The sequence below is a fragment of the Natrononativus sp. DTA114 genome (assembly GCF_059736515.1).
On sequence record NZ_JCASSN010000001.1, the window covers coordinates 327,566 to 341,495 of the forward strand.

Annotated in this window: 9 protein-coding genes and 1 pseudogene; 7 read left to right on the top strand and 3 right to left on the bottom strand. The window is 64.2% G+C overall.

All coding sequences use genetic code 11. The features are described 5' to 3' along the window. Positions 1-462 precede the first annotated feature (462 nt). The 5 genes from AC6I6S_RS01755 (at position 463) to AC6I6S_RS01775 (ending at position 8,873) form a co-directional block, all read left to right on the top strand. Entirely contained in the window at positions 463-2,535 is a 2,073-nt protein-coding gene (locus tag AC6I6S_RS01755) for a PrkA family serine protein kinase (protein WP_497947996.1), read from the top strand. A 1-nt stretch (position 2,536) separates the two neighbouring features. Further along, positions 2,537-4,819, top strand: coding sequence for a PrkA family serine protein kinase (locus AC6I6S_RS01760; RefSeq protein ID WP_497947997.1), 2,283 nt, complete (start codon positions 2,537-2,539; stop codon positions 4,817-4,819). After that, on the top strand, positions 4,810-6,135 hold the full coding sequence (locus tag AC6I6S_RS01765; protein WP_497947998.1) for a YeaH/YhbH family protein: 1,326 nt from the start codon (positions 4,810-4,812) through the stop codon (positions 6,133-6,135). The genes AC6I6S_RS01760 and AC6I6S_RS01765 overlap by 10 nt, the downstream gene beginning before the upstream one ends. Then, positions 6,128-8,191 (top strand): SpoVR family protein, encoded by a 2,064-nt coding sequence (locus AC6I6S_RS01770; protein WP_497947999.1) that lies wholly within the window; start codon positions 6,128-6,130, stop codon positions 8,189-8,191. Before AC6I6S_RS01765 ends, AC6I6S_RS01770 begins: the two co-directional genes overlap by 8 nt. A 118-nt stretch (positions 8,192-8,309) precedes the next feature. Next, complete coding sequence (locus AC6I6S_RS01775) at positions 8,310-8,873, top strand: hypothetical protein (RefSeq protein ID WP_497948000.1); 564 nt, start codon at positions 8,310-8,312, stop codon at positions 8,871-8,873. Positions 8,874-8,935: 62 nt separating this feature from the next. Here the strand turns inward: AC6I6S_RS01775 and AC6I6S_RS01780 are convergent, their stop codons facing one another. Then, positions 8,936-9,553, bottom strand: a complete 618-nt coding sequence (locus AC6I6S_RS01780; protein WP_497948001.1) for an OsmC family protein — start codon at positions 9,551-9,553, stop codon at positions 8,936-8,938. Between the two features lie 110 nt (positions 9,554-9,663). Next, positions 9,664-10,323 (bottom strand): glycerophosphodiester phosphodiesterase, encoded by a 660-nt coding sequence (locus AC6I6S_RS01785; RefSeq protein WP_497948002.1) that lies wholly within the window; start codon positions 10,321-10,323, stop codon positions 9,664-9,666. Positions 10,324-10,443: 120 nt separating this feature from the next. Between AC6I6S_RS01785 and AC6I6S_RS01790 the strand changes: the two genes are divergently transcribed. Next, entirely contained in the window at positions 10,444-11,400 is a 957-nt protein-coding gene (locus tag AC6I6S_RS01790) for an NADPH:quinone reductase (RefSeq protein WP_497949282.1), read from the top strand. Between the two features lie 65 nt (positions 11,401-11,465). Continuing rightward, complete coding sequence (locus tag AC6I6S_RS01795) at positions 11,466-12,182, top strand: SDR family oxidoreductase (RefSeq protein ID WP_497948003.1); 717 nt, start codon at positions 11,466-11,468, stop codon at positions 12,180-12,182. A 19-nt stretch (positions 12,183-12,201) separates the two neighbouring features. Here AC6I6S_RS01795 and AC6I6S_RS01800 read toward each other — a convergent pair. After that, positions 12,202-13,577: pseudogene (locus tag AC6I6S_RS01800) on the bottom strand (sodium-dependent transporter). Positions 13,578-13,930: the final 353 nt, after the last annotated feature.

Sequence of the window (13,930 nt, forward strand, 5' to 3'; positions counted from 1 at the left end):
CTTATATACTGTTACCCCCCAGACGTGGTGTGAGAGCCACCAACATAGATGGATTCCTGTCAATTCACACCGGAATTTGCTCCTGGTAAATATCTTTTGGGGTTAGTCTTAAGTAGTTGGATTACGCACTCATTAAACACTATCGGTATCCGTCCGACGGACCGATCCACTCTGCGCCCGTCCCCGGCGTGCCGTCGCTGCGACCGTGATCCGGTTTGCCGCGAAAAAGAGTGGTGATGGTTCACACATGACATACAACACCGCCGCCGCCTTCGCGGACGCGCCCTCCCCGAGCAGTGGGCTCGGTGCGGGGTTGCGATCGCTTCCCCCGCAGGCTGGCGGACCGTCCGGTGGCGGATACCGTGTCCACGACCACGGTCAGGTCGAATACGGCATGGGTGGCGACGGCCGCTCGCGCAGCGGTCGACGGGGGAAACCGAAACCACAACTGGCAATGATACAATGACTGGTGACATCGAGACGCTCGAGAAGCTGAGCACCGATTACAAGGAATCGATGCCCGCGGACCTGCGGGAAACGAAAACGTTCGACTGGTACCTCGAGGCGGCCTACGAGGACCCGAAGATCACCCGCAACGCCCACCAGCGGGTCGCGGATATGTTCGATTACTACGGGACGACCTACGACGAGACGGAAGGGGTCGTCGAGTACGAACTCGCGAGCAAAGATCCGCTGGGTGACGGCGAGAACACGTTCTACGGCACCGTTATCCACCAGTCGATCCACGAGTTCGTCAACAAGGTCAAGTCGGGTGCCCGCAGGCTCGGCCCCGAGCGCCGGATCAAACTGCTCCTGGGACCGGTCGGCTCCGGGAAATCCCACTTCGATAAGCAGGTTCGCAAGTACTTCGAGGACTACACGCTCCGCGAGGAGGGCCGGATGTACACCTTCCGGTGGACGAACCTCGGCGACGTGATCCGTGACCAGGACCCCACGGACGACACCGTCCGGTCGCCGATGAACCAGGACCCCCTCGTGCTCCTCCCCTACGAGCAGCGACTGTCGGTGATCGACGACCTGAACGAGCGCCTCGACGCCCCCTACACCATCCAGAACGAACAGAGCCTCGACCCCGAGAGCGAGTTCTACATGGATCGGCTGCTCGCCGCCTACGACGACGACCTCCAGGCGGTCCTCGAGAACCACATCGAGATCGTTCGGCTCGTCGCAGACGAGAACAAGCGCCAGTGTCTCGAGACGTTCGAACCCAAGGACAAGAAGAACCAGGACGAGACGGAACTCACCGGCGACGTCAACTACTCGAAGATCGCGGTCTACGGCGAGAGCGATCCGCGAGCGTTCGACTACTCGGGGGCGTTCTGTAACGCGAACAGGGGGATCTTCAGCGGCGAGGAACTGCTCAAACTCCAGCGGGAGTTCCTCTACGACTTCCTGCACGCAACCCAGGAGATGACGATCAAGCCCAAGAACAACCCGCGGATCGACATCGACCAGGTGATCGTCGGGCGGACGAACATGCCCGAATACAAGGATAAGAAGGGCGACGAGAAGATGGAGGCGTTCAACGACCGCACGAAGCGGATCGACTTCCCGTACGTCCTCTCCTACGAGGACGAGGCGTTGATCTACCAGAAGATGCTGAACAACGCCGACGTTCCGGACATCAACGTCGAACCGCACACCTTAGAGATGGCTGGACTGTTCGGCGTCCTCACGCGCGTCGAAGAGCCCGACAACGAGACCGTCGACCTGCTCTCGAAGGTGAAAGCGTACAACGGCGAGATCGACGAGGGCGACGACATCGACGTGAAGAAGCTCCGGGAAGAGGCGGCCATCAAAGCCGAGATCGGTGAGGGGATGGTCGGGGTCTCCCCCCGTTTTATCGGCGACGAGATCGCCGAAGCGATCATGGACTCGAAACACCGCCAGCGCGGCTTCCTCTCGCCGCTGACGGTGTTCAACTTCTTCGAGGAGAACTTAGAGCACCACGGCTCGATCCCCGAGGAGAACTTCGAGCGCTACTACCGCTACCTCGAACTCGTCCGCGAGGAGTACCGCGAGCGCGCCATCGAGGACGTGCGCCACGCGCTGGCCTACGACCTAGACGAGATTCAGCGCCAGGGCGAGAAGTACATGGACCACGTGATGGCCTACATCGACGACGACACGATCGAGGACTCCCTGACCGGACGGGAACAGGAGCCCGACGAGACGTTCCTCAGGTCGGTCGAGGAGAAGCTGGACGTTCCCGAGGACCGCAAGGACGACTTCCGCCAGGAGGTATCGAACTGGGTCTCCCGCCGGGCCCGCGAGGGGACGACGTTCAACCCCCAGGACAACGAACGCCTGCGCCGCGCGCTCGAGCGCAAGCTCTGGGAGGACAAGAAACACAACATCAACTTCTCCGCGCTGGTGAGCGCCAACGAGTTCGACGACGACGAGCGCAGCGCCTGGATCGACGCGCTGATGGAACAGGGCTACTCCGAAGCCGGCGCGAAGGAGGTGCTCGAGTTCGCCGGCGCGGAGGTCGCCAAGGCGGAAATCGAAGACTAACATGACCAGAGGAGACGAGTACGTCCGCGACGCCGACCGCGCCCTCGCCGAGACCTACGAGGAGCCGATGAGCCTCGGCGCGTACGTCGACCGGCTGTTCGAGTCGCCGACGATCGGCTCGCACGCCTCGAAGTACCTGCTCGAGGCGATCGAGGCCGCGGGGACGCGAACCGTTATCGAGGAAGGCGAGGAGAGGCGGCGCTACCGCTTCTTCGACGACCCGTACAACGACGGGGAGCACGCCATCCTGGGTAACACCGGGGTGTTGAACGGGTTCGTCGCCGACCTCCGATCGATCGCCGCCGGCCGAGGGAAAGACGAGAAGATCGTCTGGTTCGAGGGGCCGACCGCGACCGGGAAATCCGAACTCAAGCGCTGTCTGGTCAACGGGCTCCGGGAGTACTCGAAGACGCCCGAGGGCCGCCGGTACACCGTCGAGTGGAACGTAAACACCGTCGACGCCGACAGCCGCGGGTTGAGCTACGGCGGCGACGTCACCGCCGGCGACGACGAAAACTGGTACGAGAGCCCCGTACAGGCACACCCGCTCTCGGTGTTCCCTCCCTCGGTTCGCGAGGAACTGCTCTCCGCGCTCGACGACGAAACGCACGTCCCCACCCGCGTCGAAGGGCGACTCGACCCGTTCTCGCGGGAGGCGTACGACTTCCTGGAAGAGCGCTACCGGCGGGAGGGCACCGATGGGCTGTTCTCGGCGATCACTGACGGCAACCACCTGCGGGTGAAAAATTACGTCGTCGACGTCGGCCAGGGCGTCGGCGTCCTCCACAGCGAGGACGACGGCTCGCCCAAGGAGCGGCTGGTCGGCTCGTGGATGCACGGCATGCTCCAGGAACTGGACTCGCGCGGGCGCAAGAACCCGCAGGCCTTTTCCTACGACGGGGTGCTCTCGCAGGGCAACGGCGTGCTCACCATCGTCGAGGACGCCGCCCAGCACGCCGATCTGCTCCAGAAGCTGCTCAACGTCCCCGACGAGCAGTCGGTGAAACTGGACAAAGGGATCGGGATGGACATCGATACGCAGCTCCTGATCATCTCGAACCCCGACCTCGAGGCGCAGCTCAACCAGCACGCCGACAGAAACGGGATGGACCCGCTGAAGGCGCTCAAGCGCCGGCTGGACAAACACGAGTTCGGCTACCTGACGAACTGCAGCCTCGAAGCCGAACTGATTCACCGAGAACTCACCAACGAGACGACGATCTGGGAGTCGGAGGCTGGCAGTGGGCTGGTTGATCGCATCCGTGAACCGGTGGTCGTGCCGGTCAAAGACGGCGACGGAACGGTGAGAGAGCGCGAGTTCGCACCACACGCCATCGAGGCGGCCGCCCTGTACGCGGTCGTCACTCGCCTCGACGAGGAGGATCTCCCGAACGGTCTGGACCTGGTCGACAAGGCGCTGATCTTCGACCAGGGCTACCTCCAGGAGGGTGATACCCGACGCCAGAAAGACGAGTTCGAATTCGCCGAGGAGACGCACGACGGCGAGCACGGCATCCCGGTCACCTACACTCGAGACACGCTCGCCGAGTTGCTACAGGCCGACCGTGATCGCCACCATCCCGACCTCCCCGTCGAGGACGTCATCATGCCGCGAGACGTCCTGAACGAGATGGCGAGCGGGCTGGCCGACGCCCCGGTCTTCTCGACGGGTGAACGCTCGGAGTTCGAAAATCGCGTGGTACCCGTGAAAAACCACATCTTCGACCAGCAGGAGTCCGACGTCATCGAGGCGATCATGCACGACAAACGCGTCGACGAGGACACCGTCGCGGAGTACGTCGAACACGTCTACGCGTGGGAAACCGGCGAGGCGTTGTACAACGACCGCGGCGAGGAGATCGAACCCGACCCGCTGAAGATGAAACTGTTCGAGGTCGAACACCTCGGCCGGTTCAGCGAGGAGTCCTACGAGAACAACCTCCCGCGCGAGAGCGTCCACCGCTTCCGCCGTGAGAAGGTCATCACCGCACTGAACCGCCACGCCTGGGAGCACCGCGACGACGACTTCTCGGTTTCGGACGTCGATCTGGCTGCTATCCCGATCATCCGGACGGTCCTCGAGAGCCACGACTGGGACGACGTTCGACGCACGTTCGAGGATCTCGACCCTCGCCAGTGGGACGACCCGCCGGGCGGAACCGAAACGGAGCGGGTCAAAGCCGAAACGATCGAAACGCTGGTCGATCTCTTCGGCTACTCGCCGGCGTCGGCCGAGTTGACCAGCAGACACGTCATGGGGCAGGTGAGTTACCGATGGGACTGAGAGACGATCTGGATCGGTTCCGCGAGGTCGGCGAGGAGCGACGCGAGGACCTGGCGGAGTTCATCCAGTACGGCGATCTCGGCGGGAGCCGACCCGACGAGATCCGGATCCCGGTGAAGATCGTCTCCCTCCCCTCCTTCGAGTACGACCAGCGCGACAAGGGCGGCGTCGGCCAGGGCGACGGCGACACCCCCGACGTCGGCCAGCCGGTCGGTCAGCCACAACCCCAACCGGGCGACGGTGAGGACGGCGACGAACCCGGCGAGGAGGGCGGCGGCGAGCACGAGTACTACGAGATGGACCCCGAGGAGTTCGCCCAGGAACTCGACGAGGAACTCGGCCTCGACCTCGAGCCGAAGGGGAAGAAGGTAATCGAAGAGAAAGAAGGCCCCTACACCGACCTCACCCGGAGCGGCCCCGACAGCACGCTCGACTTCGAACGGATGTTCAAAGAGGGGCTCAAGCGCAAACTCTCGATGGCCTTCGACGAGGAGTTCCTGCGCGAACTCTGCAAGGTCGAGGGAATCACGCCCCGAGAGGTGTTCGAATGGGCCCGCGAGGAGAGTCTCCCGGTCTCGATGGCCTGGGTCGAGGAGGCCCACGACGAGGTGGCCGACGAACGCGGTGTCTGGCCGTCGATCGAAGCGGTCGAGGCGAACGTCGAACGCGAAACCGTCCAGCAGCGCATTCGCCGAGAGGGAATCAAACACGTCCCCTTCCGCCGGGAGGACGAGCGCTACCGCTACCCCGAGATCGTCGAGGAGAAAGAGAAGAACGTCGTGGTGGTCAACATCCGGGACGTCTCGGGCTCGATGCGCGAGAAGAAACGCGAACTGGTCGAGCGCACGTTCACGCCGCTGGACTGGTACCTGACCGGGAAGTACGACAACGCTGAGTTCGTCTACATCGCCCACGACGCCGACGCCTGGCGGGTCGAGCGCGAGGACTTCTTCGGCATCCGAAGCGGTGGCGGGACGAAGATCTCGAGCGCGTACGAACTCGCCGCGGAACTGTTAGAGGAGTACCCCTGGAGCGACTGGAACCGCTACGTCTTCGCCGCGGGGGACTCCGAGAACTCGAGCAACGACACCGAAGAGCGGGTGATCCCGCTGATGGAGGCGATTCCGGCGAATCTTCACGCCTACGTGGAAACCCAGCCCAGCGGTAACGCGATCAACGCGACCCACGCCGAGGAACTCGAACGCCACTTCGGCGAAGGTTCCGAGGACGTGGCGGTCGCCTACGTCAACGGCGAAGAGGACGTTACCGACGCCATCTACCGGATCCTCTCGACGGAGAGTGAAACCAATGAGTAACGCAGACAGATTCCGCAAACAGGCGATCGCGACCGATCTCGAGGAACCGGTCCTGGAGGCGAGAAACCTGGCACAGAAGCTGGGACTCGAGCCCTACCCGGTGAACTACTGGATCGTCGACTACGACGAGATGAACGAACTCATCGCCTACGGCGGGTTCCAGTCGCGGTACCCCCACTGGCGGTGGGGGATGGCCTACGACCGCCAGCAGAAACAGGGCCAGTACGGCGGCGGAAAAGCCTTCGAGATCGTCAACAACGACAACCCGGCCCACGCGTTCCTCCAGGAGTCGAATACGCTGGCCGACCAGAAGGCGGTCATCACGCACGTCGAGGCCCACTCCGATTTCTTCGCGAACAACGAGTGGTTCGGCCTGTTCACGAGCGACCGGATCGACCAGGATGCGGTCGACGCGGCGGCGATGCTCGAGCGCCACGCGCGAGCGATCGGCGAGTACATGCAGGACCCCGAGATCGACCGCGCGGAGGTCGAGAAGTGGGTCGACCACTGTCTCACGCTCGAGGACACCATCGACCAGCACCAGGTGTTCACCCATCGGTACGACGCCGAGGGAACGACGCGTGAGATCGACGACGACCTCGCGGCCAAACTCGACGAACTCGGTCTCTCCGAGGAGGTCAAAGGAGAGGTGTTCGACGAGGAGTGGCTCGAGGCCGTCGAGGGCGACGACGGAACGGCGACGTTCCCCGAAACGCCCCAGAAGGACGTGCTCGCGTTCGTTCGCGAACACGGCAAGCAGTACGACCCCGAGAGCGGACGGGCCGTCGAGATGGAGCCCTGGCAGCGCGACGTCCTCGATATGATGCGCGCGGAGGCGTACTACTTCGCCGCCCAGAAGATGACGAAGGTGATGAACGAGGGGTGGGCTGCCTACTGGGAGTCGACGATGATGGCCGACGAGGCGTTCGCCGGCGACGACGAGTTCATGAACTACGCCGATCACATGGCGAAGGTGCTCGCCTCGCCGGGGCTCAACCCCTACAGCCTCGGCCTCGAACTCTGGCAGTACGTCGAGAACACCGCGAACCGACAGGAGGTGCTAGAGCACCTGCTCCGGATCGAGGGCGTTTCCTGGCGGAACCTCACCGACGTCATCGACTTCGACGAGGTGCTCGACCATCTCGAGGTGCCGCCGGCGCTCGACCGCATCGCGGCTGATTCCCTCGACGATCTCGAGGGGCTTCCCGACGAGTGGATCGACCGCGAGGCGCTCGAGGCCGCCCGGGCGGATGAGATCGACGAGGCGGCTGCAGCCGCCAGTCCAGAACGGGCCAGCGGGCCCGTGGACGTGGATCGGTACCCCTGGAAGGTGCTCACCTACGAGGGGCTGGCGCGGCGTCACTACTCGCTGGTCAAGCGCCAGCACCGCGGGTTCCTCTCGAGAGTGAGCCAGAACGAACTCGAGCGGATCGGCCGCTATCTCTTCGACGACGCTCGCTACGCGTCAGTCGAGGAAGCGCTCGACGAGGTCGAGTTCACTGCCGGCTGGGACCGGATGTTCGACGTCCGCGAGAGTCACAACGACGTCACCTTCCTCGATGAGTTCCTCACCACGGAGTTCATCAGCGAGAACAACTACTTCACCTACGAGCACTCGAAGGCGACGGGCCAGTTCCACGTCGCCAGCGACGCCGCCGAGGACGTCAAAAAGAAGCTACTGTTGCGGTTTACCAACTTCGGCAAACCGACGATCGCTGTCTACGACGGCAACTACGACAACGCGAACGAACTGCTGCTGGGCCACCAGTACAACGGGGTCATGCTGGATCTGAGCAAGGCCAGGGGGACCCTCGAGCGCGTGTTCGAACTCTGGGGTCGCCCGGTGAACCTGCTCACGATCGTCAAGGAGGTCGACGACCACGACGTCGAAGTGGCAAAGCGTCGGAACCGCGAGCCCGAACCCGAAGAACGGGGAAAACTGCTCCGCTACGACGGGAACGACCTTACGATAGAGGACGTCCCGTGGGAGGACGTCGAGCACCTCTCGGCGGACGACGTCGATTACGACACCAAACCCGACGAGTGGCTCGCCTGATCCCCCGAAGATCGTTCGAACCGCCACGGATACACGGAGCCGTCCCGGTCGCTGACGCCCGTCGTTTCCGACGACGGCCAGAACTCCTATAGTACAGCGCTCAGTCGTAACCGACTGGATGAGGGGAGGGGAACGGCGCCTGGACGGGGGAACGGACGCTGCCGAAAGCGGAGTCTCCGAGTTCGACGTTCCGGCAGTTCTCGCCAAACTCGATGCCGAGGAGCGGGCGACGCGCCAGGAGGGAGTCGCGGCGGTTCATCGGGTTCTCGAGAACGAGCCGGGCAGGGCGATTCCAACGGTCCCGAAACTCCGCTCGTTGCTCGACGACGGATCGTGTCAGTGCCAGGGTCTCGTCGCCGCCAGCCTCGCCGAACTGGCCGCCGAGTCGGCGGACGACGTCGCGCCCTCCGTCGACGTGATCGCCTCGTTCGTCCGGTCGCAGGGCGGCGCCGACCGACCGGCGGCAACGGCGGACGCGCTCCGGTGTCTGACGTACGTCGCCAGGGAACGTCCGGACGCCGTGGTCGATCACGTCGACGACGTCGCCCGCGGACTCGGGGCGAGCGAACAGTCGACGAAGTGGGGTCGGGAAACGCTTGCGGCCGTCTCCGCGGCGTATCCCGAGCGCGTCGACGCAGCCGTCCCGGAGCGGGCACGGGGGTCAAAGCGCGACCACGAGTAGAACCCGGGCGTTCTCGCGGATCGAATCGGTACAGAACGGGTCGAAAGAACCGTCGGCCGGAACTACGCCGCCGCGTGGAAGTCGACGGTCGGTCTGTTCGGCTGCTCGAGCGTCACGAGCGTGTAGACGGGCGATCGCTTGGGGAACTCGCGAACCATCGACTTCTCTTCGGGGGTGAGGTCACCGGTCACCTCGACATCGATCTCGAGTTCGCCGTACATCTCGTGGGCCCGATCGACGCCGTGGATGCCGAACAGCATCCGGAGATCGACGGGCGCGCGAACCGTCGTCGTCACGTCCTCGACGTCGATCCCCTCGCGGAGCGCGTTGTAGGCGACCGTCCCGTTGATACAGGCGGTCAGTCCGGCCAGCGCGCCCTCGATCGCCTCGTAGCGGTCCATCGATTCGATATACCCCATCGCTCCCTCGAGTTCCGGCGGGAGGCCGAACTCGAGGGTGTGTTCGCGATCGTCGCCCATCTCCTCGCCGCCGAGCGCCCAGCCGCCGATCGTCGCCGTCGTCCGGTTTGCGGTCTCCTCCGCGACACCCGACGCGCGGAACTCGAGGGCTCCGTCCTCGGGGTGTTCCTCGAGCCACTCGATAAACTCGAGGTGATCGCCGACGCCGACACCGTGTTCGACGTCGTCCACCCGCCGGTCTCGTCGCTGTGTTGCTGTCATCTGTGCTCCCTCGGGAGTACGTAGGTCGCCAGCGGGCGTAAACACGTATTGCGACTATCGCCGACTGTCCGCCTTCCTGCCCGCACTCGAGGATCGCCGAACTCGCCCGTTTACACCCGAATATATCGGTCGGCCGAGATACAGTCGACGCCGCGCCAGCCGAGCAGCTTCGCGACCGCGCGACGCTCGATCGACCAGGCGTGGACCTCGAGGTCGACCGCCTTCGCCCGGGGCGCCAGTTGGGTGGAGAGACAGCGCCAGTAGTTCGCCCCGATGACGTCGCAGTCCAGTTCGATCGCGGTCGTTACCGGCGTCTCGAGGCGACGGCTCGCGAGCAGTCCCGTCGGCTGGTCGCGGTCGAGTTCCCGAATCGCACGCAGTTCCGGCTCGAGAAACGAGGTCGTCACGACCCTGTTGTCGACATCCCCGATGGCGTCGAGGACGTCGGCCGCGATGCCGAGTTCCTTCATCTCGAGGTTGACTTCAACGTCCGGCGGGAGGGCCTCGAGCATCTGCTCGAGGGTGGGGATGCACTCACCGGATTCGAGAACCGTCTGTGTTTTGAGTTCCTCGAGCGTGCTGTCGGCGACGGCGCCGACGCCCCCGGTGACCCGATCGATCGTCTCGTCGTGGATGACGACCAGTTCGCCCGAACCACACCGACGGACGTCGAACTCGACGGCGTCGGCGCACTGAGCGGCCGATCGGATGGCGGCGATCGTGTTCTCCGGGGCCGTCGCGGCGAACCCGCGGTGGGCGATGAGTCGCATTTCTCGGAGGAGAGACGCGCGACGCTCTTAATCGTGGCGTTGGGCGCCGAGCCGATTCCGACGCCGGGGCCCGGGGTGCGACCGTGTGGAGCTATGACACTCGAGCGAGAACGGACCGGTATGCGAGCCGTTCGCTACCACGACCACGGCGGACCGGAGGTACTGCAGCGAGAGGAGATCGACCGACCCGAGCCGGGACCGGGCGAGGTGCGAATCGCCGTTGAGGCCGCGGCGATCAACCCCGTCGACACCTACTTTCGTGAGGGGGCCTACGAGCCCGCGGAACTCCCGTGGATTCCCGGCTCCGACGCCGCCGGCGTCGTCGACGCCGTTGGCGAGAACGTCTCGGACTACGAGGCCGGCGACCGAGTCTTTGCGACCGGCCTCGGCAAGAGCCACCAGGGAACCTGCGCGGAGTACGTCGCCGTCCCGACCGACCTGCTCGCGCCGCTTCCCGAGGGCGTTGGCTTCGACGTCGGTGCCGCCCTCGGCGTCGCCGGCGTCACCTCCTGGCTGGCGCTGATCGAGTACGCCGGCCTCGAGCCAGCCGAGCGGTGTCTGATTCACGGCGGGAGCGGCGGCGTCGGCCACGTCGCGGTCCAGGTCGCCGCGGCGGCAGGCGCGGAGGTGACGACGACGACGAACCCCGACTACCGCGACCGACTCGAGGAACTCGGCGCGGAGACGGTTCTCGACTACGGCCGTGACGACCTCGCAGACGCCGTCCGGGAGGCCGGCGAGCCAGACGTGATCCTCGATCACCGGCTCGACGACTACCTCCAGTTCGACGCGGACGTCGCCGCCCAGGGTGCCCGGATCGTCGGCATCGGAAACACCGAGTCAGCCGCGGGCTTCTCGAACGTCCCTGCGGCGCGGGCGAAGGAGCTTCAGTACCGGTTCATGGTGATGTACAACTCGGATCGGATCGCGGCGAGTCTCGAGCGACTCGGCCGCCTCGCCGGACGTGGCGACCTCACCGCCGCAATCGCTCGAACGTACGACCTCGAGGAGGTGGCGGAAGCACAGCGGGCGGTACTCGAAGACAGCTTCCTCGGGAAGCTGATCGTCGAACCCTGAGACTCGACCGGTGCGGCGTCTTCGGCGACCCGCAAGTTGATTTTCCCCGCCGGTGGAGAGCCGGTATGGCGAAGACGACCACGTTCGATTTTGAGGGGACCGTCGCCGTAATCACCGGTGCGAGCGGCGCACTCGGCAGTGCCGCCGTCGACCGCTTTCGAGAGGCAGGCGCGACAGTCTGTGCCGTCGACGTCGTTTCACCGGACGACGAGGACGCGCTGCTCGAGCCGGACGAGAACACACAGTTCTACCGGGCCGATATGACCGACGAGGACGCCGTCGCCGACGTCTTCGAGGAAATCGTCGACGATCACGGCCGGATCGATCACCTGCTGAACATCGCCGGCACCTGGCGCGGGGGCGATCCGATCGAGGAAACCGACCTCGAGGAGTTCGAGTTTTTGCTGAACGTGAACCTAAAATCGGCGTTTCTCGCCTCGAAGCACGCTCTGTCGGCGCTGCACGAGTCGTCGGGTTCGATCGTCAGCGTGAGCGCGCGCTCGTCGCTCGAGGGCGGCGAGGGCGACGGCCCCTACCGAATCACGAAGGCGGGTATCCGGCTCCTGACGGAAACCCTGGCCGAGGAGAACAAGGGGACGGTACGGGCGAACTGCGTGATGCCGAGCGTGATCGATACGCCGATGAATCGGGAAATGATGCCCGACGCGGATCACGACTCGTGGGTCGCTCCCTCGGAAATCGCGGAGGTGATGGCGTTTCTCTGTAGCGACGGCGCGTCGGTTACGAGCGGCGCGGCTGTGCCAGTGTACGGCGAAGCCTAAAAGCGCTACCGCGGATGGTCTAGGGGTTCTCCTCGAACCAGCCGGCGAAGTCGGTCTGCAGGAACTCGACGTACTCGATGATGCCGAGGTACAGCGAAATCGCCAGCACGACGATGATCGGTACTCTGACCGCCCAGATCCAGGCAGTTCCGAGGCCGTTCAGCGGGCCGATCCCCTTCTCGAGTTCGTTGATCGCGACCTGTGGGACGACCCAGCCGACGAGGATCATGAGCATCATCCCGCCGAAGACGAGCAGGATGGCGTCGGCGAACCCGTCGAGCAGGTCGAGGAAGATGAGGTCCCACGTCACGGGAACGCCAAGAAGGTAGATCGTTCCACCCATTCCGAGCGCGGCCTTCCAGCGTTCGACGCCCTTCTCGTCGATGACATAGGCGGTGACGACCTCGAGCAGAGAGATCGCACTCGAGAGCGCGGCGATGGCGACGGTGCCGAAGAACAGCAGGCCGATGAGCTGCCCGCCACCTATTTCCGCGAACGCCTGCGTCAGCGCGACGAAGATCTCACCGGGGCCACCCTCGCCTGGCTCAGTCAGGTCACCGGCCCACATGATCGGGAAGACGACCAGTCCAGTGATAAACGCGATTCCGGTGTCGAAGCCGATGATCGCGGTTCCGTCTTTCGCGAGGTTACGATCTTCACCGAGATAGGATGCGTAGGTGATCATCGCCCCCATCCCGAGCGAGAGAGTGAAAAACGCCTGCCCCGCAGCGGCCGGCAGAAGCTCCATCCAGTTGCCGGCGATCACGCCGAAGTCCGGTGAGAGGTAGTACTCGTAGCCGCCCCCGGCCTCGGGGAGCGTCGCAGCCCAGACGGCCAGTCCGAGGAGCAAGACGATGATCGCCGGAACCATCACTTTCACCGCGAGTTCGATCCCCCGCCGGATGCCGAGTGCGACGATTCCGACCGTCAGCGCCATGAACACGGTGTGGAAAACGAACGCGTCGAGGCCGGTCGCAAGCTCACCGAACATCGCCGCGGGTCGCCCCCGCCGATCGTGTCGATGTGGCCGCCGTAGCTGTCGGTAAAGCCCAGCAGGAAGTACCTGATAAACCAGCCAGCGACGACGCTGTAGTACGAGAGGATGACGAATCCGGTGACGATGAAGATCCCACCGACGTACTTCCAGGCGTCTCCACCTAACTCGAGTAACGCGCCGACCGGGTTGCGCTCGGTTCGTCGGCCGACGACGAACTCGGCGAGGATCGCTGGAAATCCGATGAGCGCGACGAACAGGAGGTATACGAGCAGGAACGCAGATCCTCCCCCCTCCCCGGTTACGAACGGAAACCGCCAGATGTTACCTAGACCAACTGCACTCCCGACCGCTGCGAGGATGAATCCCGTCCTCGTGGCCCACGTTTCTCGTTGTGCCATATCACGGCATACATAATCTCCCTATATATACCTACTGTGACGGAGCGGCGATTTGCCGTGTGTTCCCCGTTCTTGCTAGCGAATTGTCGAAATTACGCATCAGCGGTTTGACGTGGAGCGACACCCGACATCCGCAGGGATGACACGTCTGGCCACCCCGCTGAACCGTCGCCTTTCTCGAGTTACTCGCATGCAAATACTGCGTTGCTGACACCCGTGTAGCAGTTGTTAATCTGTACCCACGTTCCATGGCGTCTAGTGTGAACCGGCGAGTACGCGTCTCGTGAAAACACGGACCGTGTCTCCAGGCCGACACGAGGCTGCTGATTGGTAGTATGGCTCACCGCAACATA